Annotated in this window: 24 protein-coding genes and 1 pseudogene; 22 read left to right on the top strand and 3 right to left on the bottom strand. The window is 63.6% G+C overall.

Annotated features, from left to right (window positions below; all coding sequences use genetic code 11):
• Nucleotides 1–33 precede the first annotated feature (33 nt).
• Nucleotides 34–1,287 (bottom strand): NAD(P)/FAD-dependent oxidoreductase, encoded by a 1,254-nt coding sequence (locus EJ077_RS26485; protein ID WP_208697509.1) that lies wholly within the window; start codon nucleotides 1,285–1,287, stop codon nucleotides 34–36.
• A gap of 430 nt (nucleotides 1,288–1,717) precedes the next feature.
• Here EJ077_RS26485 and EJ077_RS26480 point away from each other — a divergent pair, with 430 nt between their 5' ends.
• The gene (locus EJ077_RS26480; protein WP_208697507.1) at nucleotides 1,718–3,007 is read left to right on the top strand and encodes an imelysin family protein; all 1,290 of its coding nucleotides are present in this window, start codon (nucleotides 1,718–1,720) and stop codon (nucleotides 3,005–3,007) included.
• 11 nt (nucleotides 3,008–3,018) lie between these two features.
• Here EJ077_RS26480 and EJ077_RS32430 read toward each other — a convergent pair whose 3' ends face one another.
• Nucleotides 3,019–3,216, bottom strand: coding sequence for a hypothetical protein (locus EJ077_RS32430; RefSeq protein ID WP_245458806.1), 198 nt, complete (start codon nucleotides 3,214–3,216; stop codon nucleotides 3,019–3,021).
• On the opposite strand from EJ077_RS32430, the gene EJ077_RS26475 reads away from it, so the two are divergent.
• From EJ077_RS26475 to EJ077_RS26395, 17 genes are all read left to right on the top strand, one after another.
• Nucleotides 3,124–3,375 (top strand): (2Fe-2S)-binding protein, encoded by a 252-nt coding sequence (locus EJ077_RS26475; protein WP_245458805.1) that lies wholly within the window; start codon nucleotides 3,124–3,126, stop codon nucleotides 3,373–3,375. The genes EJ077_RS32430 and EJ077_RS26475 overlap by 93 nt on opposite strands.
• Nucleotides 3,341–3,826 carry a bacterioferritin gene (bfr, locus tag EJ077_RS26470; RefSeq protein WP_208697505.1) on the top strand — a complete coding sequence of 162 codons (486 nt, stop codon included), beginning with the start codon at nucleotides 3,341–3,343 and terminating at the stop codon, nucleotides 3,824–3,826. Before EJ077_RS26475 ends, bfr begins: the two co-directional genes overlap by 35 nt.
• 12 nt (nucleotides 3,827–3,838) lie before the next feature.
• Nucleotides 3,839–5,440 carry a di-heme oxidoredictase family protein gene (locus tag EJ077_RS26465; RefSeq protein WP_208697504.1) on the top strand — a complete coding sequence of 534 codons (1,602 nt, stop codon included), beginning with the start codon at nucleotides 3,839–3,841 and terminating at the stop codon, nucleotides 5,438–5,440.
• A complete protein-coding gene (locus EJ077_RS26460; RefSeq protein WP_208697503.1) occupies nucleotides 5,440–6,519 on the top strand; it encodes an imelysin family protein in 1,080 nt (359 codons plus the stop codon). Before EJ077_RS26465 ends, EJ077_RS26460 begins: the two co-directional genes overlap by 1 nt.
• 2 nt (nucleotides 6,520–6,521) lie before the next feature.
• Nucleotides 6,522–7,628 (top strand): DUF1513 domain-containing protein, encoded by a 1,107-nt coding sequence (locus tag EJ077_RS26455; RefSeq protein WP_208697502.1) that lies wholly within the window; start codon nucleotides 6,522–6,524, stop codon nucleotides 7,626–7,628.
• Nucleotides 7,629–7,736: 108 nt separating this feature from the next.
• Nucleotides 7,737–8,414 carry a tRNA (adenosine(37)-N6)-threonylcarbamoyltransferase complex dimerization subunit type 1 TsaB gene (gene tsaB / locus EJ077_RS26450; protein WP_208697501.1) on the top strand — a complete coding sequence of 226 codons (678 nt, stop codon included), beginning with the start codon at nucleotides 7,737–7,739 and terminating at the stop codon, nucleotides 8,412–8,414.
• Nucleotides 8,415–8,496: 82 nt separating this feature from the next.
• Entirely contained in the window at nucleotides 8,497–8,991 is a 495-nt protein-coding gene (rimI, locus tag EJ077_RS26445) for a ribosomal protein S18-alanine N-acetyltransferase (RefSeq protein WP_127870736.1), read from the top strand.
• 26 nt (nucleotides 8,992–9,017) lie between these two features.
• On the top strand, nucleotides 9,018–9,818 hold the full coding sequence (locus EJ077_RS26440) for a lysophospholipid acyltransferase family protein (protein ID WP_127280631.1): 801 nt from the start codon (nucleotides 9,018–9,020) through the stop codon (nucleotides 9,816–9,818).
• 75 nt (nucleotides 9,819–9,893) lie between these two features.
• Nucleotides 9,894–11,303, top strand: a complete 1,410-nt coding sequence (gene miaB, locus EJ077_RS26435; RefSeq protein WP_208697500.1) for a tRNA (N6-isopentenyl adenosine(37)-C2)-methylthiotransferase MiaB — start codon at nucleotides 9,894–9,896, stop codon at nucleotides 11,301–11,303.
• An 83-nt stretch (nucleotides 11,304–11,386) separates the two neighbouring features.
• Nucleotides 11,387–12,379 carry a PhoH family protein gene (locus EJ077_RS26430; RefSeq protein ID WP_224536181.1) on the top strand — a complete coding sequence of 331 codons (993 nt, stop codon included), beginning with the start codon at nucleotides 11,387–11,389 and terminating at the stop codon, nucleotides 12,377–12,379.
• Nucleotides 12,380–12,396: 17 nt separating this feature from the next.
• On the top strand, nucleotides 12,397–12,903 hold the full coding sequence (gene ybeY, locus EJ077_RS26425; RefSeq protein ID WP_208697498.1) for an rRNA maturation RNase YbeY: 507 nt from the start codon (nucleotides 12,397–12,399) through the stop codon (nucleotides 12,901–12,903).
• A 28-nt stretch (nucleotides 12,904–12,931) separates the two neighbouring features.
• Nucleotides 12,932–14,008, top strand: a complete 1,077-nt coding sequence (locus EJ077_RS26420; RefSeq protein ID WP_208697496.1) for a hemolysin family protein — start codon at nucleotides 12,932–12,934, stop codon at nucleotides 14,006–14,008.
• Between the two features lie 14 nt (nucleotides 14,009–14,022).
• Nucleotides 14,023–14,493 carry a VOC family protein gene (locus EJ077_RS26415; protein WP_208697494.1) on the top strand — a complete coding sequence of 157 codons (471 nt, stop codon included), beginning with the start codon at nucleotides 14,023–14,025 and terminating at the stop codon, nucleotides 14,491–14,493.
• Nucleotides 14,494–14,582: 89 nt separating this feature from the next.
• Complete coding sequence (lnt, locus tag EJ077_RS26410; RefSeq protein ID WP_208697492.1) at nucleotides 14,583–16,175, top strand: apolipoprotein N-acyltransferase; 1,593 nt, start codon at nucleotides 14,583–14,585, stop codon at nucleotides 16,173–16,175.
• A gap of 139 nt (nucleotides 16,176–16,314) precedes the next feature.
• Nucleotides 16,315–16,734 carry a helix-turn-helix domain-containing protein gene (locus tag EJ077_RS26405; RefSeq protein ID WP_127279029.1) on the top strand — a complete coding sequence of 140 codons (420 nt, stop codon included), beginning with the start codon at nucleotides 16,315–16,317 and terminating at the stop codon, nucleotides 16,732–16,734.
• 168 nt (nucleotides 16,735–16,902) lie between these two features.
• Nucleotides 16,903–18,168 (top strand): methionine adenosyltransferase, encoded by a 1,266-nt coding sequence (metK, locus tag EJ077_RS26400; RefSeq protein ID WP_208697490.1) that lies wholly within the window; start codon nucleotides 16,903–16,905, stop codon nucleotides 18,166–18,168.
• A gap of 27 nt (nucleotides 18,169–18,195) precedes the next feature.
• Nucleotides 18,196–18,897 carry a tRNA (guanine(46)-N(7))-methyltransferase TrmB gene (locus EJ077_RS26395; RefSeq protein ID WP_208697488.1) on the top strand — a complete coding sequence of 234 codons (702 nt, stop codon included), beginning with the start codon at nucleotides 18,196–18,198 and terminating at the stop codon, nucleotides 18,895–18,897.
• Nucleotides 18,898–18,958: 61 nt separating this feature from the next.
• On the opposite strand, the gene EJ077_RS26390 is transcribed toward EJ077_RS26395, so the two are convergent.
• Complete coding sequence (locus tag EJ077_RS26390) at nucleotides 18,959–19,123, bottom strand: hypothetical protein (RefSeq protein WP_127279034.1); 165 nt, start codon at nucleotides 19,121–19,123, stop codon at nucleotides 18,959–18,961.
• A gap of 288 nt (nucleotides 19,124–19,411) precedes the next feature.
• Between EJ077_RS26390 and rimP the strand changes: the two genes are divergently transcribed.
• The 4 genes and pseudogenes from rimP to infB all read left to right on the top strand — a co-directional run bounded on the left by rimP (nucleotide 19,412) and on the right by infB (nucleotide 24,965).
• Nucleotides 19,412–20,059 carry a ribosome maturation factor RimP gene (gene rimP / locus EJ077_RS26385; RefSeq protein ID WP_135921055.1) on the top strand — a complete coding sequence of 216 codons (648 nt, stop codon included), beginning with the start codon at nucleotides 19,412–19,414 and terminating at the stop codon, nucleotides 20,057–20,059.
• A gap of 49 nt (nucleotides 20,060–20,108) precedes the next feature.
• The gene (gene nusA / locus EJ077_RS26380; protein ID WP_027142036.1) at nucleotides 20,109–21,704 is read left to right on the top strand and encodes a transcription termination factor NusA; all 1,596 of its coding nucleotides are present in this window, start codon (nucleotides 20,109–20,111) and stop codon (nucleotides 21,702–21,704) included.
• Between the two features lie 38 nt (nucleotides 21,705–21,742).
• Nucleotides 21,743–22,392: pseudogene (locus EJ077_RS26375) on the top strand (RNA-binding protein).
• The gene (gene infB, locus EJ077_RS26370) at nucleotides 22,389–24,965 is read left to right on the top strand and encodes a translation initiation factor IF-2 (RefSeq protein ID WP_208697485.1); all 2,577 of its coding nucleotides are present in this window, start codon (nucleotides 22,389–22,391) and stop codon (nucleotides 24,963–24,965) included. Before EJ077_RS26375 ends, infB begins: the two are co-directional and overlap by 4 nt.
• Nucleotides 24,966–24,968: the final 3 nt, after the last annotated feature.

The following is a 24,968-nucleotide window of genomic DNA, read 5'->3' as shown; positions in this document are numbered from 1 at the left end:
GCGACCCTCCCGCAAAGGGGAGGGTAAGCGCGTCTAACCCGCAGCCCTCGCGGGCTCATCCTGTTGAAATGCGGCCAGCGCCGCCTTCAATCCATCGGGTCCCGCCGCAACCGTCTCCGGCGTTGGCGAAAAACCGGCACCGAGCATCTTGCGGCCAAGCATGTGGTCGCCGGGGCGGTTGACGGATTCGATGCCGAGCAGCCGGTCACCGGCATAGTGGTAGATCGAGAATTTGTTGTCGGGCAGGTCGCCGAGCACGACATGGCTGTCGCCGCCGGCGGTCAGGCCAACCATTTGCAGCTTCATGTCGCCAATGTCGGACCAGAACCATGGCACCGCTGAATAGGCGTCGGTGTGACCGGTAATTGTCCGGGCGGCGAGCCGCGCCTGGTCGGTGGCGTTCTGCACCGATTCCAGCCTGACATCGCCGCCGGTGAACCAGTGCCGATACGAGGCGGCGTCGCCGATGGCCAGAATCTCCGGCACCGAACTGCGCATCTGGTGATCGACGCGGATGCCGTTGGCGACAGCAAGGCCCGCGGCTTGCGCCAGTTCGACATTCGGCACGGCGCCGATGCCGACCACGACCATGCGCGCCGGCAGCCTTTCACCTGATGAGGTGATCGCGGCCGTGACCTTGCCGTTTTCGCCTTCGAGCCTTGAGATCGAAGTTCCGGTGAGGATGCGCACGCCGGTCGCTTCCAGCCTTTGCCGGACATGGCTCGCCACCACCGGCGCCACGGCGCGGCCGAGCAGCCGGTCGACTGCTTCGACAACCGTCACGGTGCGACCGGCCGCCCGCAGCGTCGCGGCGATTTCCAGCCCGATAAAGCCGCCGCCGAGGATGACGATATCATCGCTCTGCGCGCTCAGCTCCCGGATCAGCCGCGCGTCGGCCAGCGAGCGCAGCGAAACCACGCCCGACAGATCGGAGCCTGGCAGCGGCAGGGCGCGCGGGCGCGATCCGGTCGCGAGGATCAGATGGTCGAAGGCAAGTGCGCCGCCACCGGCGATGTCGAGACTGTGGCGATCCGCATCGATGCGCTCGATCCGGATCCCAGGCCGGTAGTCGATGGCGCTGCCGGTGTAGAAGGCCTCGCCCCGAAGCGGTTGAGGCTTGGCTTCGGCATCCTTGATGAAGGTCTTCGAGAGCGGCGGCTTGTGGTAGGGCAGTTCGTTCTCGTCGCCGACCAGGGTCACCGGCCCATCATAGCCATCTTCGCGCAAGCTGGCGGCCGCCTGCACGCCCGCATGACCCGCACCGACAATGACCACGCCGTTCTTCATCGCATTCCGATCCCGATCGATCCTAGGACGTCTCGCCAAGTGGCAATTGTCTGACGCCGCCGCAAGAGAGGGTTTGCGGGTCGCACCCGGGACGGCGACTGTCAATCGTACAGTTCGACCGCAAAGCCGGTGCAGCGGGCGCGTAAAGTTGACCATTGTAGTTTAGAATAATTCTAAACTATTGTTTCAATTGGCTTTTCCAGTAATTTTCATTGACTTCCATCGCACTCGAAGCTTTAAGGAAGCCGCGCACTGGCGCATCCCTTTGATGTCTGGGCCTTGAACCCGTTCGATTGGAGGCATTTTGGTGTCTTTTTTCCCTGAGCCACGCGATCGCGCGGCATGTCTTGCGCCCAACGGCATGAATGTGGCCTGGCGCGGGTTGGCGCGTGCGCCGCTTAGCAAATTTCCGAGGAACTGGAGAGCGATAATGACAGCACGATATGGCGGCAGGCTGGCGGCGATCGGCGCCACGGCGCTGCTGACGGCAGCGGTGTTCGTGCTGCCCGCCAAGGCGGAAACCGACGCCAAGGCGGTCATCAAGACCTATGCCGACATCGGGCTTGCCAAATACGAGGATTCGCTGACCACGGCGCAGGCGCTCGACAAGGCGGTCGACGCGCTGCTTGCCAACCCATCGGCGGAAACGCTCAATGCCGCCCGCGACGCCTGGAAGGCATCGCGCGTGCCCTACCAGCAGACCGAGGTCTACCGCTTCGGCAACAAGATCGTCGATGACTGGGAAGGTGAGGTGAATTCCTGGCCGCTGGACGAAGGCCTGATCGACTATGTCGCCAAGAGCTACGGCACCGAGTCGGACGCGAATTCGCTCTATACGGCCAATGTGATCGCCAACAAGGAGATCGAGATCAACGGCAAGAAGGTCGATGGCTCGAAGCTTTCGCCGGAATTCCTCTCCGGCACGCTGCAGCAGGCCGGCGGCGTCGAGGCCAACGTCGCCACCGGCTATCACGCCATCGAATTCCTGCTCTGGGGCCAGGACCTGCACGGCACCGGTCCGGGCGCCGGCGAGCGTCCCTATACGGATTACGACCTGAAGAACTGCACCGGAGGCAATTGCGACCGTCGCGCAGAGTACCTGAAGTCGGCGACCAGCCTCCTGGTCTCGGACCTCCAGAAGATGGTCAACGTCTGGAAGGAGGACGGTGCGGCGCGCAAGAACCTCGTGGAAGGCGAGCCGAACACCGCCATCTCGGTCATCTTCACCGGCATGGGCTCGCTCTCCTACGGCGAACTGGCAGGCGAGCGCATGAAGCTCGGCCTGTTGCTGCACGATCCCGAAGAGGAGCAGGACTGCTTCTCCGACAACACCTACAACTCTCATCTCTACGATGCCGTCGGCATTCGCGCCGCCTATCTCGCCAGCTACACGCGCTTGGACGGCACCGTCGTTTCGGGGCCGTCGGTGCACGACATGGTGAAGGCAGCCGATCCGGCAATCGACAAGGAGTTGTCAGACAAGCTCGATGTCACCGTCGCCAAGATGGAAGCGATCAAGGCGCGAGCCGAGGCCGGCGACGCCTACGACCAGCAGATCGCCGAGAGCAATACAGCGGGCAATGCCACCGTTCAGGCGGCCATCGACGCGCTGATCGACCAAACCAAGTCGATCGAGCGCGCGGTCGGTTCGTTGAAGTTGAATGCCATCGCCTTCGAAGGCTCCGACAGCCTCGACGCACCCGACAAGGTGTTCAAGTAAGCCTGCTACCCCTAGCCAAACGGCGCCGCACGGGCGCCGTCAGCCAGAGCGACGAAATGCTGATCTGCCATTGCAACATCATCACCGAGAAGGAGATCGAGCAGACGATCATCGGCCTGCTGGATCAGGATCCCTGGCAGCTCATCGTGCCGGCAAAGGTCTATCACGCCATGCACAAACGTGGCCGCTGTTGCGGCTGCTTCCCAAATGTGGTCGAAACGATCATTCGGGTCACCGAGGACTACCACGCCCGCTCGCAGGCGAGCGGCGTTGACATCGTTTCACATCTGGATCGCGTCAGAGGCCTGCGCGTCCAATACGGGAGCAGAGCCCATGAAAGGCGAACCACAGATCATCGAGCGGCTTAACGAGGCTCTTTTTCTGGAACTCGGCGCCGTCAACCAGTATTGGGTGCATTTCCGTCTTCTCGAGGATTGGGGATACGCCAAGCTGGCCAAGAAGGAGCGGGCGGAATCGATCGAGGAGATGCACCACGCCGACAAGCTCGTCGCCCGCATCATCTTCCTTGAAGGCCACCCCAACCTGCAGTCCGTGGCGCCGCTGCGCATCGGCCAGAACGTCAAGGAAGTGCTCGAATCCGACCTTGCCGGTGAGTATGACGCGCGCACCGCTTACAAGCGCTCGCGCGAAATCTGCGAGGAAGCGGGCGACTACGTGACGATGAAACTGTTCGAGGAACTGCTGGCCGATGAGGAAAGCCATATCGACTTCCTCGAGACGCAGCTCGACCTGCTGGCCTCGATCGGCGAGGAAAAATACGGCCAGCTCAACGCCGCATCGGCGGACGAGGCGGACTAAGGATATGCGGGAATGCGGCGCCTCTTAGACTTCCCGCGCCGCTTGCGGCGGGCAAAAGCCCCGCTGCCCCTCCGGAAAACGCCAGCCATATCGGCTGGTCGGCGCGGTGTCATTTTCATGCTGGTGCTGACCACTTCCGCCGTCGCCGGCGACCTTCAACCCGCCAGCCTCGCCACTTCGCGCACCGACCTCAATGCCAAGGATCAGGCGCGGGTCACCGCCGTCAGCAGGCCGACCACGGATTTCTCCAAACCCGAGCCCTTCGAACTGATGCAAGGTGGCGCCGGCACCCCGCGGAAGGACGCCAGCCGAGATTCCTTCTCGCAATCGTCAGTCAACATCAGCTTCGAGGAAGAAGGGACCTTCAAGCTCGGCAACGCGCTTTTCCGCAAGAATTGGGTGTCGTCGCCATCCTCGACGCAGGCCTCGGATGGACTCGGGCCCCTGTTCAACGAACGGGCCTGCCAGAACTGCCATCTGAAGGATGGCCGTGGCCGGCCGCCGCAAGGCGATGCCGGCACCACCTCGATGCTCCTGCGGCTGGCGCGAGACGCAAGCAGCGCGGAAGAGAAGGCGGCGGTTGCCGACCACAGGCTGCTCAATCTCCCGGACCCGGTCTATGGCACGCAGTTGCAGGAACTGGCGGTCCCTGGTCTCAAAGGCGAGGGCAGGATGCGTGTCGACTATCAGGAACGCAAGGTGGAACTGACGGATGGCACCGTCATTTCCCTTCGCAAACCCGCCTACGCGATCGACGATCTCGGCTATGGGCCGCTCGATCCGCGCACCACGCTGTCGCCGCGCCTGACGCCGCCCATGATCGGCCTTGGCCTGATCGAACAGATCGCGCCGGCGGACATTCTGGCCCATGCCGACCCGGACGACAGGGACGGCGATGATATCTCCGGCAAGCCGAATATCGTGCGTGATGGCCTGAGCGGCGAGCTGACGCTTGGCCGTTTCGGCTGGAAAGCGCAGGCCGCGTCGATCCGCCAGCAGGCCGCGGATGCGTTTGCCGGCGACATCGGCATCTCGACGCCCGAGGAGCCGAAACACTGGGGGGATTGCACCGCCGCGCAGGAAAAATGCCTCGCCATGCCCAACGGCGTGCAGGCGCGCCTCGGCCCGGCCGAGGCGCCGGCGCCGGTGATGGATCTCGTCACCTTCTATTCGCGGAACCTGGCAGTGCCGGCGCGGCGCGACCTCGCCTCGCCTGCTGTGCTCGCCGGCAAGAAAGTCTTTTACGAAATCGGCTGCGTTGCCTGCCACACGCCGAAATTCGTCACCCGCCGTGATGCGCCTGACAAGGCGCAGGCGTTCCAGCTGATCTGGCCTTATTCCGATTTTTTGTTGCACGACATGGGGCCGGATCTTGCCGACGGCCAGGCCGTGGGCGAGGCGACAGGCAATGAGTGGCGCACCCCGCCGCTATGGGGCATCGGCCTCACCGAAACGGTCAACGGCAATTCCTTCTATCTGCACGATGGCCGTGCGCGCTCTTTGGTCGAGGCTATCCTGTGGCATGGTGGCGAGGCGCAAAAGGCGCGCGACCGCTTTGCCGCCGCAAACGTTACCGAGCGCGATGCGCTGGTCAAATTCCTGGAGTCATTGTGATGCCGAAGCGTTTCGCGCTGGTTCTCGTTCTTCCGCTGGTTCTGCTGGCCGCCTTGCCCGCATCGGCCGCGGTCAAAGCCTCGGACGTCATCCGGCGCGCGATCGACGGCTTTGTCCGCCCGGCCTATGCCGATCTGCACCAGCATGCGGAAGCCCTCGCCAAGGCGATGCACAAGCTCTGCGAGGTACCCTCGCAAGGGGAGCTTGATGCGGCGCGCGCGGCGTTCTCGGCTACCGTCTATGCCTGGTCATCGGCCGAGATCATCAGTTTCGGGCCGATCAAGGAGAACAACAGGCTGGAGCGCATGCTGTTCTGGCCGGACCGCAAGAGCATCGGTCTGAAACAGGTGCAGGCGGCGCTGTCGGGCAAGGATCCCGCCGCCACCGATCCGGTACAACTCGCCGGCAAGAGCGTTGCCATGCAGGGGCTCGGCGCGCTGGAATTCGTGCTTTACGGCGACGCCGCCGATGCCTTGACGGGCAAGGACGAACCCTATCGCTGCGCTTATGGCGCGTCCGTTGCCGGCAACATCGAAACCATCGCCGCCGATGTCAGCGCGGCCTGGAACAAACCGGACGGCTTCGCGGCACTCTGGGCCAATCCGGGGCCGCAAAATGAGCTCTATCGCGATGGCAACGAAGCGGTCACCGAACTGGTCGGCGTCTTCATCAACGAGCTGGAAATGGTCCGCGATGTGCGCCTGAAGGGTTTTCTGGGCGCTACGCCCGACGCCGACAAGCCAAAACAGGCGATCTACTGGCGTTCGCAAAACACCGCCAATGCGCTGGCTGGAAATCTGGCCGGCATCGATGCGCTGTTCCAGGTGTCGAAGCTTGGCGACGCGCTGCCGCCGGATGCGCGTTGGATGGCGGAGTCGATCCACATCCAGCTGGTCAACGGCGTCGCGGTCGCCAAGGCCGTCCAAGGCCCGATCGACAGGGCGCTCGCCGATCCCGCGCTGCGCGAAAAACTTGAGCATTTCGTCCTGATCACCTCCAGCCTCTCGACCCTGATCGGCACCAGGCTGACCGCCGAATTCGGCCTGACAGCCGGTTTCTCGTCGCTGGACGGGGACTGAGCATGAAGAGAGTGCTCATCGATCGCCGCGATTTCCTCAAGGCCGCCGGCATCGGCTTTGCCGCCGCGATGGCACCGTCGGCCTGGGCGAACACGCTTGCTGCGGATGCCGTATTTGCCACTGCCTTTGTCAAGCGAGACGGCGGTTTTGGCGCCGCCGTCCTGTCCGAGGCAGGCAAGGTGCTCCATGCGATCGACCTGCCCGATCGCGGCCATGACGTCACCTTCGATCCCATATCGAAGCGTTCGGTGGTCTTCGCCCGCCAGCCCGGCACCTTCGCCGTCATTTTCGATCACACCGGGCGCGACGCTCCACAAACCATCGCCAGCATCGCCGGCCGGCATTTCTTCGGCCATGGCGTGTTCTCGCCCGACGGCGCGTTGCTCTACGCCACCGAGAACGATTTCGACAACGCCGCCGGCGTGGTCGGCGTCTATGACGCGCGGGCGAAATTCAGTCGCATTGGCGAATTCCCGACCTACGGCATGGGCCCGCACGAACTTCTGCTTTTAGGCGACGGCAGGACGATCGCGGTGGCCAATGGCGGCATCGAGACCCATCCCGACTATGGCCGCGCCGAGCTCAACATCGCCACCATGAAACCGTCCTATGTGCTGGTCGACCGCGTCACCGGGGATCTCATCGAAAAACATGAATTGCCGGCTGCTTTGCACCAGCTGTCGATCCGCCACATGGATGCCGACCGGTCCGGCACCGTCTGGTTCGGTTGCCAGTACCGGGGCCCCGGCGCCGATCGTCCGCTGCTGGTCGGCCGCGCCGCGCGTGGCAAGGATCTGGCTTTGCTCGACATGCCGCAGACTGTGCTGTCCGGCTTCCGCAACTATATCGGCTCGGTCGCCGCCAATCCTGTTGCCGGCACCGTTGCCGTATCCTCGCCAGAGGGCAATTCGCTGGTCGTCATCGATGCGGGCAGCGGCCGGGTCGTCTCCTCCAATGCGCTGGTCGAGGTCTGCGGCGTGGCGCCTGACGGGGCCGGGTTCATGGCCACAACGGGCGCCGGCGAGATCATCGAGGACAGTGGTGCCACGCGGTCGGAGCCGGACTATGTCTGGGACAACCACATGCTGCGCATAGGGCAGGCGGCATAAGCTCTTCTGCCAGCCCAAACCGAAGCCGCTTAACAAATTGTGCACTATACCCTTGCGGTTGCGCGCTATGGCGGGCACAGGGAATTGTTTCTAGCAACCGGTCGTTTCATGAAAGTCCTTGCCATCGACTGTGCCGCCAGCCTCTGCGCCGCCTGCGTCTACGACGCGGCCGTCGGGCAGGAACTCGGCCGTTCGGTGCTTGATCTGGGCAAAGGCCATGCCGAGCACCTGATGGCCGTCATCGCAGGGGCGCTGAAGGCAGGCGCGAGCGACTATGCCGGCCTTGGCGCCATTGCCGTCTCCGTCGGCCCCGGTTCCTTCACCGGCCTGCGTGTCGGCGTGTCGACCGCGCGCGGCCTGGCGCTGGCGCTCAAGGTGCCGGCAATCGGGGTAACGACGCTCGAAGCGCTGGCCGCCGAGGCGGCGACCGCATTTCCAGGCCGTGCCGTGCTGGCGGCGCTTGATGCCGGACGGGAGGAAATCCATGCCGCTCTCTACGATGAAATGTCAGTTTTGACTTACGGTCCGGCCGTGGCCACGCTTGCGAATGCGGCGGCCATGGCATCGGAACGTTCCGTGGTGCTTGCCGGCACGGCCGCGACGCCGATCGCTGAAGCGGCCGGCCGACCCTTCGACATCGGGCCTCGGACGGCCACCGCCGACATTCTCACCTACGCCCGGCTTGCTGCCGCGAAGGGGCAGGGCGAAAGGCCGAAACCGCTTTATCTGCGCGGCGCCGATGCCAAGCCACAGGCCGGATTTATACTTTCGAGGCAAAGACCATGATCCCGAAAAGTGGAAGCCGGTTTTCGCGGACAAACGGCCCCGTTTGTCCAGAGATCATGGTCAGACGAGAAAACGAGAATTAATGCGCATACCTTTTCTCCAATCGCGTCGCCGGGACTACGCGCTCGAGCCGCTCAGGATTACCGACAGCCCCGCTATATCGGTACTGCATCGCGAGGATTTTGTCCGCCCATGGACTGACGGTGAGTTCGCAGCCTTGCTCGAACAGGACACCGTGTTCGGTTATGCCGCCCGCGAAACCGGGCAGGGCGCCAAGCCGCCTGTTGGCTTCGTCCTCGCCCGGCTAGCCGCGGGCGAAGGTGAAATCCTGACCGTCGCGGTGGCGCGCTCGCATCGCCGCCAGGGCCTGGGCTGGCAGTTGATGGACGCCGTGCTGCGCGAACTGCATTCGCAGCGCGCCGAGGCGCTGTTCCTCGAGGTCGACGAGACCAATGCCGCCGCGATCGCCCTCTATCGTCGGCTGGGTTTTCGGGAAGTCGGCAAGCGCCCGGATTACTACAAGTCGCCTGATCGCGGGCCGACCGGCGCGCTTGTCATGCGCCGCGATCTTCGCTAGCGAGGGATCGGGTAGGGCCAGGACAGATGATCGGAAAAATCAGGATTTTCCTGGCGCTGGGCCTCGTCGTCGCCGGGTCGCTGGTTTTCGTGCCGCTGCAGATCCTGTCGATGAAAACCGGCTGGTGGCCGGAAACCGTCATCCTCAAGATCTGGCACAGGCTGATCATCCGGGCGCTCGGCATGCGTATCCATGTCAAGGGTACGCTCTCAGACAAACGCCCCTTGCTGGTTGCTTCGAACCATATCTCCTGGACCGACATCATGGTGCTGGGCTCTTTTGCCGATGTGAAATTCATCGCCCGGGCCGACATGGAGGGCTGGCCGCTGATCGGCATGCTGTCGAAGCTGCAGCGCACCGTCTTCATCGAGCGTGAGCGCAAGCGCTCCTCGGGCGATCAGGCCAGCGAGATCGCCAGCCGCATGGCCAAGGGCGACGCCATGGTGCTGTTCGCGGAGGGGTCGACCGGTGACGGCAATATCGTCCTGCCCTTCAAGAGCACGCTGTTCGGCGCCGCCTCGATGGCGATCTCGGAAGGGGCCGCGCAGGAAGTGTTCATCCAGCCGGTGGCGATCGTCTACACGCGCCTGCACGGCGTGCCGCTTGGCCGCCGCCACCGCCCGATCGCGGCCTGGATCGGCGACGAGGATCTGATGCCGCATCTCAAGGTGCTGATGGCCGAGGGCGCGCTCGACGTCGAGGTGCATTTCGGCGAGCCGATCGCCTTTGCCAAGGGCTCCAACCGCAAGGAAACGGCCAAGCTGATGGAAGGCCGGGTGCGCGAGATGATGCAGGCGGCGCTCGCTGATCCGCTCCCGAGCCGTTAGCCGCCGGCAGGTGCCAGCCGGCGCATGCCGAGAATCGTCTGTTTTTTGTCACGGAAAGGCGTTAGAAGCCGCCGGATGGACTTGAACACGATTGAAAGCGACGACATCGGCACTGTGGCAGGACAGCCGGCGGTGCGCGCCACGGCAGAGAAGAAGGTCTTCATCAAGACCTATGGCTGCCAGATGAACGTCTATGATTCACAGCGCATGACCGACGCGCTGGCCGCCGACGGCTATACTGCGACCGACGCCATCGGCGAAGCGGATCTGGTGCTGCTCAACACCTGCCATATCAGGGAGAAAGCCGCCGAAAAGGTCTATTCCGAACTCGGCCGCATCCGCGACATGAAGGCCGAACGCGCCGGTGCCGGCCGCGAGATGCTGATCGGCGTCGCCGGCTGCGTGGCGCAGGCCGAGGGCGCCGAGATCATCCGCCGGTCGCCGGCCGTCGACCTGGTCATCGGTCCGCAGACCTATCACCGTCTGCCCGATGTGCTGGCGCGGGTTCGCGGCGGCGAGAAGATCGTCGAGACCGAATACGCCATCGAGGACAAGTTCGAACATCTGCCGCAGCCTAAGCGCGCCGAGTTGATCAAGCGCGGCGTCACCGCCTTCCTCACCGTCCAGGAAGGCTGCGACAAGTTCTGCACCTTCTGCGTCGTGCCCTATACGAGAGGCTCGGAAGTGTCGCGGCCAGTGGCGCAGATCATCGCGGAGGCCGAGCGCCTGGCCGAGGCCGGGGTGCGCGAGGTGACGCTGCTCGGACAGAACGTCAACGCCTGGCATGGCGAGGGCGATAATGGCGCGGAATGGGGTCTCGGCCGCCTTCTGTTCCGGTTGTCTGAAATTCCCGGCCTGGCGCGGCTGCGCTACACCACCAGCCATCCGCGCGACATGGACGACGAATTGATCGCGGCGCATCGCGACCTGCCGTCGCTGATGCCCTATCTGCATCTGCCGGTGCAATCGGGCTCAAACCGCATTCTGAAGGCGATGAACCGCAGGCATACGGCCAAGGACTATCTGGCGCTGCTCGACCGCATCCGCGCCGCGCGCCCCGATATCGCGCTGTCGGGCGACTTCATCGTCGGTTTCCCGGGCGAGACGGAGGCCGATTTCGAGGCGACCATGGAACTGGTGCGTCAGGTGAACTACGCCTCGGCCTTCTCGTTCAAATATTCGCCGCGTCCCGGCACGCCGGGCGCAGACATGCCCGACCACGTGCCGGAAACGGTCAAGGACGAGCGCTTGCAGCGCCTGCAGGCATTGCTGCTGAAACAACAGCAGGATTTCGGCTTGAGCCTGGTCGGCAGCACCGTCGACACGCTGATCGAGAAGCCCGGCCGTCAGGCCGGCCAGAAGGTCGGCCGCTCGCCTTGGCTGCAGCCGGTTATTGTTGATGAAAAGGCCGGCGAAATCGGTGACATTATCAAGGTGCGAATCACGAAGACGGGCTACAACAGCCTGTTCGCCGAATTGGCCTGATGGTCTCGGCAGATGAGGAGAGACGGTTGAGCGCAGCGGAGCTGAAGAATCTGCCCCCGGTACCGGCATCCGGGGCTTCTGACATGGCGCACATCGTTCTGACTTTCGACAACAACAAGCTTGCCAGCGCCCTTTACGGCCAGTTCGACGAAAACCTCGCCCGGCTCGAGCAGAAGCTCGGCGTCGATATCCGTTCGCGCGGCAACCAGCTGACCATCAAAGGATCGGCGTCCGCCGCCGAACAGGCGCGCCGTGCCTTGGACAATCTCTACGGCATCCTGCAGAAGGGCGTCGATATCGGCCAGTCCGATGTCGACGGTGCCGTTCGCATGGCTATCGCCGCCGACGACCAGCTCACGCTGCCGACATTGGAGCGCAAGGGCAAGGTCTCCGCCGCGCAGATCGCTACCCGCAAGAAGACCATCTATGCCCGTTCGCTCAACCAGGATGCCTATATGCGGGCGCTGGAGCGTTCGGAACTGGTGTTCGGCATCGGTCCGGCCGGCACCGGCAAGACCTATCTGGCGGTGGCGCATGCGGCGATGCTGCTCGAGCGTGGCATGGTCGAGCGCATCATCTTGTCGCGGCCGGCAGTCGAGGCCGGCGAACGGCTGGGCTTCCTGCCGGGCGATATGAAGGAGAAGGTCGATCCATATCTGCGACCGCTCTACGACGCGCTTTACGACATGATGCCGGCCGACAAGGTCGAGCGCGCCATTGCGGCCGAAGTGATCGAGATCGCGCCGCTTGCCTTCATGCGCGGCCGCACGCTGGCGCATGCCGCGGTGATCCTGGACGAGGCGCAGAACACCACGCCGATGCAGATGAAGATGTTTCTCACCCGTCTCGGCGAGAATTCGCGCATGATCGTCACCGGCGATCCGACCCAGATCGATCTTCCTCCGAGCACCAAATCGGGCCTGGTCGAGGCTTTGCGTGTCCTTGACGGTGTTGCAGGCGCGGTAACCGTGCGCTTCAACGATGTCGACGTCGTTCGCCATCCGCTGGTGGCTGAAATCGTCAGGGCCTATGACCGGGACGCCAAGCTGGCGCGCGGCCTTGGCGCCGAGAATTGATGTGACGATGCAGCCTCATGCCTGAGGACAACACATCCGGCGGCGGGAGCCTTCCGGTTCCCGTCGAGATCGACATATCGATTGAAGCGGGCGACTGGCCCGATGAAGCAAGCCTGACGCGGCTGGTCGATCGCGCGGTTGATGCCGCCTTTGCCGAGACCGGTGCGACGGGTCATTCCGAACTCAGCATTGTTTTTTCCGACGATGCCCATATCCGTATCTTGAATGCGGACTGGCGCGGCAAGGACAAGCCCACCAACGTCTTGTCTTTCCCGGCTTTTCCGCATCTGAAAGGTGGCCCACTGCCGCCTATGCTCGGCGACATCGTGCTAGCGGCCGAAACCGTGGCGCGCGAAGCGGCACTGGAAGACAAGCCGCTGGAGAACCATATCTGCCATCTCGTCATCCATGGCCTGCTGCACCTCATGGGCCATGATCATGAGACCGACGCCGAGGCCGAGGAGATGGAAGCCATCGAGCGCGCCGCGCTTGCAAGGCTTGCCATTCCCGATCCCTACGCGTAACTAAAAAAGACCAATTGACCGGACGACGATGAACGACAAACCAGAGACTGCCGCCCGCCCGGACGCCGGCAGTGCGACCAAGGCTTCCGATACGTCGGAAGAGGGATCAAGTCCGAGTACCATTACTGGCAGCGCCGCCGTCGAGCCGTCGCCTGCCGGTCCCTCCCTGTTCAACCGCGTGCTGGGCCTGTTCCGGCAACGCAACGGCACCAGCCTGCGCGAGGAGATCGCCGGCGCGCTCGCCGAGACGACGAGCGATGTCGAATCCTTCTCGCCCGGCGAGCGCGCCATGCTCAACAACATCCTGCGCCTGCGCGAAGTGCGCGTCGAGGACGTCATGGTGCCGCGCGCCGATATCGAGGCGGTCGAGATCGCCACGACGCTTGGTGACTTGCTTGGCATGTTCGAACAATCCGGCCATTCCCGCATGCCGGTCTATTCCGAGACGCTCGACGACCCGCGCGGCATGGTCCATATCCGAGACGTGCTGGCCCATATCACCAAGCTGGCGCGCGTCAGGAAAGGCCGCACGAGCCGCAAAACGCCCGTCGCCACGGTTCTTGATCTTGCCCAGGTCGACCTCGCGCGCACCATCGGCGAGCTCAATCTGATCCGCCAGGTCCTGTTCGTGCCGCCGTCGATGCTTGCTTCCGACCTGATGGGCCGCATGCAGACGACGCGCACGCAAATGGCCCTGGTCATCGATGAATATGGCGGCACGGACGGTCTCGTCTCGCTCGAGGACATCGTCGAGATGGTGGTCGGCGACATCGAGGATGAGCACGACGACGATGAACCGATGATCACCCAGACCGGCGACGGCGTGTTCATCGTCGACGGCAAGGCCGAGATCGACGAGGTCGCCAAGATGATCGGCGAGGATTTCGCCGCGGGTGAACATGGCGAATATGTCGATACCATTGGCGGCATGATCTTCAACACGCTCGGCCGCGTGCCGGCGCGTGGCGAGGTGGTGCAGGCCATCCCTGGCTTCGAGTTCCATGTGCTCGATGCCGATCCGCGCCGCGTCAAGCGCGTGCGCATCGTGCAGAGCCAGAAGGGCGAGCGCCGCCGGCGCGCCACGGCGCGCACCGAACAGGCCTGAAAAGCTGCCGCGCCATGACAATCGAGGATCCGTTCAAGCATCCGGTCCTCGGTTCTGGCGTGTTCTACCGAGACCCGCGTGCGGCGCTGAATTGGCTCGAAGCGGCCTTCGGCTTCGAGCCCAGCATGGTGGTCAGCGATACCGGCGGGAAGCTGATGCATGCCGAGATGCGGTTCGGGGATGGTTGCATCATCGTCGATTCCGAATGGGCCGATCATGTCGCGAGCCCCGCATCGGTCGGTGGCAAGAACACGCAATCGGTCTATATCAGGCTGAAAGACGGCCTGGATGCGCATTGCGAGCAGGCCCGCGCGGCCGGTGCCGCCATAATCCAGGAACCGGCCGACCAGTTCTATGGCGAACGCCAGTATCGGGCGCGAGATCCCGAAGGCCATGTCTGGACGTTCACGCAGCCAATCCGTTCTGTTTCCCGTGAAGAGGCCGAGCGCCTGGGTGGCTTGCGAATCGAGGGTTGGCACCGCTAGAGCCATGGTCGGTCATGCGGCGGGCGTTTGGAGTGCAGGCCGCGGCCTGATAAATCTTGGCTCCTGATTCGCGCGACTCGGAAGTATTCATGGTGCGCCTTGCCGGCCGGATAATTCTGCTCTGGGGCTGGCGCCGCGCGCTGGTGGCCTTTCTCGCCGGAGCGCTGGCGGTGCTGGGCCAGGCGCCTTACGATTTCTTCGCCGCCTGTTTCATTTCGTTTCCGGTGCTGGTCTGGCTGCTCGACGGCGCGACCGGCGAAGCCTCCGGCAGCCTGGTCCGGCGCCTGCGGCCAGCTTTCGCCGTCGGCTGGTGGTTCGGCTTCGGCTATTTCCTCGCCGGCCTCTGGTGGATCGGCTCGGCGCTGCTGGTCGAGGCCGATGATTTTGCCTGGGCGCTTCCCTTCGCCGTGGTCGGCATTCCTTTCGCGCTCGCATTTTTCTATGGCTTCGCAACGATGGTCGCCCGGCTCCTGTGGAGCAGCGATATCGGGCGTATCGCTGCCCTTGCCTTCGGCTTTGCGCTGGCGGAGTGGCTGCGCGGCTTCCTGTTCACCGGTTTTCCATGGAATGCCATCGGCTACGCGGCGATGCCGGTGCCCCTATTGATGCAGAGCGTCTCGGTGACCGGCATGATCGGCATGAACGCGCTCGCGGTCTTCCTTTTCGCACTGCCGGCGCTGCTGGCGGCGCGCCGGCATCTTCGGCTGGGCGCCGCCCTGTTTGTCCTGCTCGTCGCTGCCCATGCCGGCTTTGGCTTTGTCAGGCTTACGGCCCCCGAAAAGCCGGCGGCGCGCAGTCTCAATGTCCGCATCGTCCAGCCGGCCGTCGACCTGTCGGAAAAGTGGGATGCCTCGGTGCGCGACCGCATCTTCGCCACCTTGCTGGGCCTGTCTTCCAAGGCGCCGGATCCAGGTCACGAGAAACCGCAACTGATTCTCTGGCCGGAAACCTCGGTGCCGTTCCTTTTCACCGAGCGCCCCGATGCCTTGACGGCGCTGGGCGACATGCTGGGCGACGGCCAGATGCTGATCGCGGGCGTCGTGCGCGAAGAGGGCGGCTCGGCGGCAAGCCCCGACAGCCGCTACTACAACTCCGTCGTGGCGATCAACGACAAGGGCGAGATCGCCGATGCCGTCGACAAGGTCCATCTGGTGCCGTTCGGCGAGTACCTGCCTTTTGCCGACCTGCTCGGCCGTTTCGGCATCGAACAGCTCGTCGCGGGGCCGATGACGTTCACGGCTGGCAACGAGCGCCATCCCATCACGCTGCCGGGCGGCATGCGTGCCCTGCCATTTATCTGTTATGAGGTGATCTTTCCCGATCTGGTGGCAGTTGACGCTACGTCAGCGCAGCTTATTGTGAACGTTACCAATGATGCATGGTTCGGCGACACGCCGGGACCGTATCAGCATTTCAGGCAGGCCCAGATTCGCGCGGTGGAAAACGGATTGCCCTTGTTGCGTGCTGCCAACAACGGCATCTCGGCCGTTGTCGACCCACGTGGCCGCGTCGTCGATGCGCTGGCGATCGACGCGCGCGGGGCCATCGATGTGAGGGTGCCTGTCTCCGAACAGACGGTGATTTCGCCCCGCCAGCGGCGCATTAACGGAATGCTGATCATGTTGCTGTTTGCGCTGGGAGGGGTGTTGTTGAACGTAAGGCAAAGGCTACGGGTGAATTGACAGTTGGCACATTAGAAACTCATACTGTACCGCCTGAAAATTTCTCGAAGCCGGTGGATCGTTCTGTTGGGGCAGTCGCCTCCGGTTTTCTTTGGGCAGGAAAAAAATCACAAAGCCGAAAAAATTCGGCGAGGAAAAAATGACAGAAGAAAACAAGAAGAAACCGAATCCCATCGACATCCACGTTGGAAGCCGGGTCCGGCTTCGTCGCAATATGCTCGGAATGAGCCAGGAAAAGCTGGGCGAGAATCTCGGCATCACGTTTCAACAGATCCAGAAATATGAAAAGGGCACCAATCGCGTCGGTGCCAGCCGCCTGCAGGCGATAGCCTCCATACTCGGCGTACCCGTCGCCTTCTTTTTCGAGGATGCGCCGGGCCAGGAACTGACGGCCAACCGTGGTTTTGCCGAGGACAGTTCGATGGCTTTCGCCGTCGAATTCTGCGGCAGTCCCGAAGGGCTTCAGCTCAACCGGGCCTTTGTCAAGATCGCCGACGTCAAGGTACGCCGCAGGATCATAGACCTGGTGAAATCGCTCGCCGAGGACGATCTCGACTGATCCGCAATGCGCTTCGCACCGGCGGCGTGCGCCGCCGGTGGCACAAGATATCGTCTCCGACATTCAGGCCAGATCCGCGGCAACGCTTGACGAGCAGCGCTTTGCCCCGCTAACACGTGGCGCGCCAAAATCGGCAGCCTGCCGATCGTTTTTCAAGAGGGGACACCCGTGACGCGGCAGAACTACTTCTTTACCTCGGAATCCGTTGCCGAGGGCCATCCCGACAAAGTCTGTGACCGGATCTCCGACGAAATCGTCGATCTGGTCTATCGTGAAGCCAAGAAGACCGGCATGGACCCGTGGAAAGTCCGTGTCGCCTGCGAGACGCTGGCGACCACCAACCGCGTTGTCATCGCCGGCGAGGTGCGCGTCCCCGAGACGCTCTTGAAGAAGGACAAGGCCGGCAACATCCTCAAGGATGCCGCGGGCCACCCGGTCGTCAATCCGGCGAAGTTCAAATCCGTCGCCCGCAAGGCGATCCGCGAGATCGGTTACGAGCAGGCCGGCTTCCACTGGAAAACGGCCAAGATCGAGGTCCTGCTGCATGGCCAGTCGCCCGACATCGGCCAGGGCGTCGACAACGCCGCCGACCGTCAGGGCGAGGAAGGTGCCGGCGACCAGGGCATCATGTTCGGCTACGCCTGCCGCGAGACGCCTGACCTGATGCCGGCGCCGATCTACTACAGCCACAAGATCCTCGAACTCCTGGCCGCCGCCCGTCACGAGAACAATGGCGAGGCCGGCAAGCTTGGCCCCGATGCCAAGAGCCAGGTCACCGTCCGCTATGTCGACGGCAAGGCCGCCGAGGCGACGCAGATCGTGCTGTCAACCCAGCATCTGGATTCAAGCTGGGATTCCAAGAAGGTCCGCAAGGTCGTGGAACCCTATGTCCGCGAGGCATTGGGCGACCTCAAGATCGCTGACGACTGCATGTGGTACATCAACCCGACCGGCAAGTTCGTCATCGGCGGTCCGGACGGCGATGCCGGCCTGACCGGCCGCAAGATCATCGTCGACACCTATGGCGGCGCGGCCCCCCATGGCGGCGGCGCCTTCTCCGGCAAGGACACCACCAAGGTGGACCGGTCGGCCGCCTATGCGGCGCGCTACCTGGCCAAGAACGTCGTGGCGGCGAAGCTTGCCGACCGCTGCACCATCCAGCTCTCCTACGCCATCGGCGTCGCCCAGCCGCTGTCGGTCTATGTCGACCTGCACGGCACCGGCAAGGTCGACGAGGCCAAGCTCGAGGACGCGTTGCGCACCGTGATGGACCTGTCGCCTTCCGGCATTCGCCGTCATCTCGATCTCAACAAGCCGATCTACGCCAAGACGTCGTCTTACGGCCATTTTGGCCGCAAGGCCGGCCGTGACGGGTCTTTCTCCTGGGAAAAGACCGATCTGGCCAAGGCGCTCAAGGATGCTGTCGCGGCCTGAGGGCGGCGGCAGGACTTGCGCCAATCGATGCGTGACGGGAACAGGCCAAGCCGCACGACCGAAGCGTTCTTCGGCCGTCGGCGCGGCAAACCCGTTCGCCCGCAGCAGGCGGCGGCGCTGGAAAGGGGGCTTGGCGCCTATCGGCTCGATCTGACGGCTGAAGCCCCGTCGGATCTGCGAACTCTGTTCAAAAACGAGGTTTCGGCGGTTCGGCTCGAGATCGGCTTTGGCGGCGGCGAACATCTTCTGCATCGCGCGACCGAGGCGCCGACGATCGGCTTCATCGGCGTGGAACCCTTCGTCAACGGCATGGCCAAGATGATGATGGCAGTGCGGACAGCGCCGCTGGCCAATCTCAGAGTCTATGACGACGACGCCACCCAGTTGCTTGACTGGCTCCCACCGTCCTCGCTTGACGGTATCGACCTTCTCTATCCCGACCCCTGGCCGAAGAAAAAGCACTGGAAGCGGCGTTTCGTCAGCCCGGTCAATCTCGACCGTTTCGCGCGTGTCCTGAAGCCCGGCTCAAAATTCCGCTTCGCGTCCGACATCGACACTTATGTGAACTGGACCCTGCTGCATTGCCGGGCGCATGGCGCTTTTGCGTGGCAGGCGGATGAGGCGGCCGACTGGCATCGTCCCTACGAGGGTTGGCCAGGTACGCGCTATGAGGCCAAGGCCATTCGCGAAGGTCGCCGGCCGGCCTATCTTACCTTCATCAGGACGTAGGCGCGCCCAACCGCCAACGGCTCCGTCACTTGCCGGGAGCCGAATCGAATGCGCATTGCAGTCAGAAACGGCCGATCCTGTTGAATATGGCCGGGTCCATGCCGAGATTGCGTAGGTCGTCGGCCCGTGGCTTGCGCCCGGCTTCCACCGCGCGCGATGCGGCAACGGCGCTGCCGAATGTGGTGAAGAGATCGCCCAAGGCGGAGAATATCCTGCGGTTGCTCATGATCTTGTCCTTCCGCACGCCAACGCGCGCCAATTCAATTCATTTGATGGCTAACAAATAAGAGCGCGCCGCGGCCTCTCACAGGGGGATTGCCGCATGGCGGCCATGCGCCTGGAACAACCCTGAACCCACAGGCTTTTGTCCGGCCGGGACTGCGGACTTGAAACACCGGCCCGGATCGTTTATATCAGCCTCAAATTCTTGGTCGGTATGACGAAGAGTGGGTCCACCCGGTCCCGCTCTTTTTTATTACCTGCCGATAGGTTCGAAATGAACGACAGGCAATTGATGACTGCAACGGCAAGCGAAGGTGACGACCGCATCATCCGCGAAAGCGGCATCGATGCGCGCATTGCGCTGATCGTCCAGCCGGTGCTGCGCGGCATCGGTTTTCGCCTCGTGCGCGTGCACCTGTCCGGCCAGAACGGGCTGACCCTGCAGATCATGGCCGAGCGTGAGGACGGCACCATGACCGTCGAGGATTGCGAAGAGGTCAGCCGCGCGGTGTCGCCGGCGCTCGACGTCGATGATCCGATCGAAAAGGCCTACCATCTCGAAGTTTCTTCGCCTGGAATCGATCGGCCTCTGGTGCGCAAATCGGATTTCGTGACCTGGACCGGTCATCTGGTGAAGATGGAGACATCGGTCGTCGTCGCGGATCGCAAACGTTTCAAGGGCAAGATCGCCGAGGCCGGTGAGAACGACGTGCTGATCGAGCGCGACAAGGCGGCCTATGGCGAGGAGCCTACGGTGCGCGTGCCCTACGATGCAATTGCCGATGTCCGGCTGATCCTGACCGACGACCTCATTCGCGAAGCGTTGTCGAAGGACAACAGGGCGCGCAAGGAAGCCAAGAGACGCCGCGGTGAACCGGACGACGATGTGTCCGAGGGGGCCGAACCGGACGCCACGGAAGAACACGAACAGGAAATTTGATTGAGCTGCCGGGCGCAAAGGTCCGGCGAACAGGCTCGGGAGAAAGAACATGGTTGTAAGCGCCAACAGACTTGAACTGCTGCAGATTGCCGATGCGGTCGCGCGTGAAAAGTCGATCGACAAGTCGATCGTCATCGCCGCCATGGCCGATGCGATCCAGAAGGCGGCGCGTTCGCGTTATGGTCAGGAGACCAACATCCGCGCCGACATCAACCCGAACACTGGCGAGATGAAGCTGCAGCGGCTGATGGAAGTGGTCGAGAAGGTCGACGATTACGCCACCCAGATCGCCATTTCCTCCGCCCGCGAGCGCAATCCCGACGCCCAGCTCGGCGATTTCATCGCCGAACAGCTGCCGCCGATGGATTTCGGCCGCATCGCCGCCCAGTCTGCCAAGCAGGTTATCGTGCAGAAGGTGCGCGAGGCCGAGCGTGACCGCCAGTACGACGAATACAAGGACCGTATCGGCGAGATCGTCAACGGCACCGTCAAGCGCGTCGAATATGGCAATGTCATCGTCGATCTCGGCCGTGGCGAGGCGATCATCCGCCGCGACGAGCTGATCCCGCGTGAAAACTACAAATACGGCGATCGCGTCCGCGCCTATGTCTACGACGTGCGCCGCGAGCAGCGCGGCCCGCAGATCTTCCTGTCGCGTACCCATCCGCAGTTCATGGCCAAGCTCTTCACCATGGAAGTGCCGGAGATCTATGACGGCATCATCGAGATCAAGTCGGTCGCCCGCGACCCGGGCTCGCGCGCCAAGATCGCCGTCATCTCGCGTGATAGCTCGATCGATCCGGTCGGCGCCTGCGTTGGTATGCGCGGCAGCCGCGTCCAGGCCGTCGTCGGCGAATTGCAGGGCGAGAAAATCGACATTATCCCCTGGTCGCCTTCGGCCGCCTCCTTCATCGTCAATGCGCTGCAGCCGGCGGAAGTCGCCAAGGTCGTGCTCGACGAGGATGCGGAGCGCATCGAAGTGGTGGTTCCCGACGATCAGCTGTCGCTGGCCATCGGCCGCCGCGGCCAGAACGTGCGCCTTGCCTCGCAGCTCACCGGCTGGGATATCGACATCCTGACCGAGGCCGAGGAATCCGAGCGCCGTCAAAAGGAATTCGTCGAGCGCTCGGCGCTGTTCATGGAAGCGCTCGATGTCGACGAGATGGTCGGCCAGGTGCTGGCCTCCGAAGGCTTCACCAGTGTCGAGGAAGTCGCCTATGTCGATGCCGGCGAAATCGCCTCCATCGACGGCTTCGATGAGGATACCGCCTCTGAAATCCAGACTCGCGCCCGCGAATATCTGGAGAAGATCGAAGCCGAGCATGACGAGAAGCGCAAGGCGCTGGGCGTTTCGGATGATCTACGCGAAATTCCCGGCGTCACCACCGCCATGATGGTGACGCTCGGCGAGGACGGCGTGAAGACGATCGAGGATTTCGCCGGCTACGCCGCCGACGACCTCACCGGCTGGAAGGAACGCAAGGACGGCGAGACCAAGGTCTATCCCGGCGTGCTGGCCAACCACGGCGTTTCGCGCGCCGATGCCGAGCAGATGGTTCTGGCCGCTCGCCTCAAGGCCGGCTGGATCACCGAGGACGAGCTTGCGGCCGAAGAAGAAACGGCTGACGAAGCCGTTGGTGCGTGAGGTGAAACCGCATCGCACACAACCCGCCCTTGGACGAGATGAACGATCGCACCTGCATCGTCACCCGAAAACAGGCCGAACCGGATGAACTGATCCGGTTCGTCGTCGGTCCGGATTCGGCCGTCGTTCCCGATCTCAAGAGAAATCTGCCCGGCCGTGGTTGCTGGGTGAGCGCCGACCGCCTACATATCGAGAAGGCGGCGGCCAAGAACCTTTTTGCCCGCGCCTTCAAGGCACAGGTGGTCGTACCGCCCGATCTCGGCGGCATGGTCGACGGGTTGCTCTCCAGATCCGCTCTAGGCATGCTGGGCCTCGCCCGCAAGGCAGGCGCGATTTCGCTAGGTGCCACCAAGGTGGAGAGCGCGGTGCGCGGCGGGCTGGCACTTTTCGTGCTCCACGCGACCGAGGCATCCGACGACGGCGTGCGCAAGATCAGCCAGGCACGGCGGGCGACCGTCCATATCGGCGGCCCTTCCATCCTTGCCTACAAACTTTTCTCCGAGGCCGAGTTGAGCTTGGCATTGGGGGTACAAATGTGATACATGCTGCCGTCCTCGCGGGAGACGCGGGTAAGGCGGTCCAGAAGCGCATGGTTGCGCTCGACCGATATCGGGGCGGAACCCCGGACGATCTTGCAATGCTTGCGGCCGTTGCTGACGAAGATGATGCTGCAGAGGATATGGAATGAACGATACGAAATCGGGCGACGACAAGACGTTGAGTGTTACACCGAAGAAGACCTTGACGCTGAAGCGCCCCGGCATGGAACAGGGCACTGTGCGCCAGAACTTCTCGCACGGCCGTACCAAGTCGGTCGTGGTCGAGACCAAGAAGCGCAAGTTCTCGCTGCCCGGCGATAAGCCGGAGCCGGTTGCCGCTCCGCCTGCGCCCGTCTTCACGCCGAAGCCGGCGGTCATGGCTGCACCTGTCGTGCAGGAAGCGCCCAAGGCGCCGCCCCCGCCGAGGCCTCCGGTCGAGCGCAGCGGCATGGTGCTGAACGAATTGTCGCGCAGCGAAATGGAAGCGCGCCGCAGGGCGCTGGAGGGCTCGAAGGTCCGCGAGGTCGAAGACCGCCAGCGCGCAGCCGAAGAGGCCAAGCGCCGCGCCGAGGACGAAGAGCGCCGCAAGCGCGAACGCGAGGACTCTGCGCGCCGCCAGGCCGAGGAGGAGGCACGGCTGCAGACCGAGGCCGAATCGCGCCGTCGCGCCGAGGAAGAAGCCCGCCGCCGTGCACCGCAAGCCGCTGAGTTGGCGACCGCCGACGAGGAGGAAGAGGTCAAGCCGAAGCGGGCGACCGCCGGTGCGCCGGTGCGCCGCCTGGTCACGCCCGAAGTGGCGCGCCCGGCCAAGCCCACCAAGAGCGAGGAAGACCGCCGCCGTGGCAAGCTGACACTGAATTCCGCGTTGTCCGACGAGGATGCGCGGGCCCGTTCGCTGTCGTCGATGCGTCGCCGCCAGGAAAAATTCAAGCGCGCGATGCACAATGAGCCGCGCGAGAAGGTCATGCGCGAAGTGATCCTGCCCGAGACCATCACCATCCAGGAACTGGCGCAGCGCATGTCCGAGCGTGCTGTCGACCTGGTCAAGTACTTCATGAAGCAGGGCCAGATCCTGAAGCCCGGCGACGTCATCGACGCCGACACGGCCGAGTTGGTGGCCACCGAATTCGGTCATACGGTCCGCCGCGTCGCGGAGTCAGACATCGAGGAAGGCCTGTTCAACATCGCCGACCGTCCGGAAGACCTCGTTTCGCGTCCGCCGGTCGTCACCATCATGGGCCACGTCGACCACGGCAAGACGTCGCTGCTCGATGCCATCCGCAACGCCAATGTCGTTTCCGGCGAGGCCGGCGGCATCACCCAGCATATCGGCGCCTATCAGGTCGAGAAGAACGGTCAGAAGATCACCTTCATCGACACGCCCGGCCACGCCGCCTTCACGGCCATGCGCGCCCGTGGCGCCCAGGCGACCGACATCGCCATCCTGGTGGTTGCGGCCGACGACAGCGTCATGCCGCAGACGATCGAATCGATCAGCCATGCCAAGGCGGCCGGCGTTCCGATCATCGTGGCGATCAACAAGATCGACAAGCATGATGCCGATCCGCAGAAAGTGCGCTCGGAACTCTTGCGCCACGAGGTCTTCGTCGAATCGATGGGCGGTGAGGTGCTGGACGTCGAAGTATCGGCGACCAAGGGCACCAATCTCGACAAGTTGCTCGAAGCGATCCTGCTGCAGGCCGAAATCCTCGACCTCAAGGCCAACCCCGACCGCACCGCCGAAGGCGTCGTCATCGAGGCGCAGCTCGACAAGGGCCGTGGTCCCGTCGCCACCGTGCTGGTGCAGACCGGCACCTTGATGCCGGGCGACATCCTCGTCGCCGGCAACGAATGGGGCCGTGTGCGCGCGCTGGTCAACGATCGCGGCGAGCAGATCAAGGAAGCGCCGCCGGCGATGCCGGTCGAGGTGCTCGGCCTTCAGGGAACCCCGCAGGCCGGCGACCGCTTCGCGGTGGTCAACAACGAGGCCCGCGCCCGCGAGATCACCGAATATCGCCAGCGTCTGGCACGCGAGAAGGCGGTGGCCAGGCATGCCGGCCAGCGCGGCTCGCTCGAACAGATGATGTCGCAGTTGCAGACGAGCGGACTGAAGGAATTCCCGCTGGTCATCAAGGGCGACGTGCAGGGTTCGATCGAAGCGATCAATGCTGCCTTGGACAAGCTCGGCACCGACGAAGTGCGTGCGCGCATCGTTCATTCCGGCGCTGGCGCCATCACCGAAAGCGACGTCTCGCTGGCGGAAACGTCCGGCGCGGCGATCATCGGCTTCAACGTGCGCGCCAATGTGCAGGCGCGTGCCGCGGCTGCGGCCGCGGGCATCGAGATCCGCTACTACTCGATCATCTACAACCTGGTGGATGATGTGAAGGCGGCTCTGTCGGGCCTGCTGTCGCCGGAGCGTCGCGAGACCTTCATCGGCAATGCCGAGATCCTCGAGATCTTCGACATCACCAAGGTTGGCAAGATCGCCGGCTGCCGTGTCACCGAAGGCAAGGTCGAGCGTGGCGCGGGCGTGCGCCTGATCCGCGACAACGTCGTCATCCACGAAGGCACGCTGAAGACCCTCAAGCGCTTCAAGGACGAGGTTTCGGAAGTCCCGGGCGGCCAGGAGTGCGGCATGGCCTTCCAGAACTACGAAGACATGCGCGTCGGCGACATCATCGAGTGCTTCCGCGTCGAGATGGTGACCCGCACACTCTGAGTT

This window comes from Mesorhizobium sp. M8A.F.Ca.ET.057.01.1.1 (assembly GCF_003952565.1).
GTDB lineage: Bacteria > Pseudomonadota > Alphaproteobacteria > Rhizobiales > Rhizobiaceae > Mesorhizobium.
This window is presented reverse-complemented; position numbering and strand designations above follow the sequence as displayed.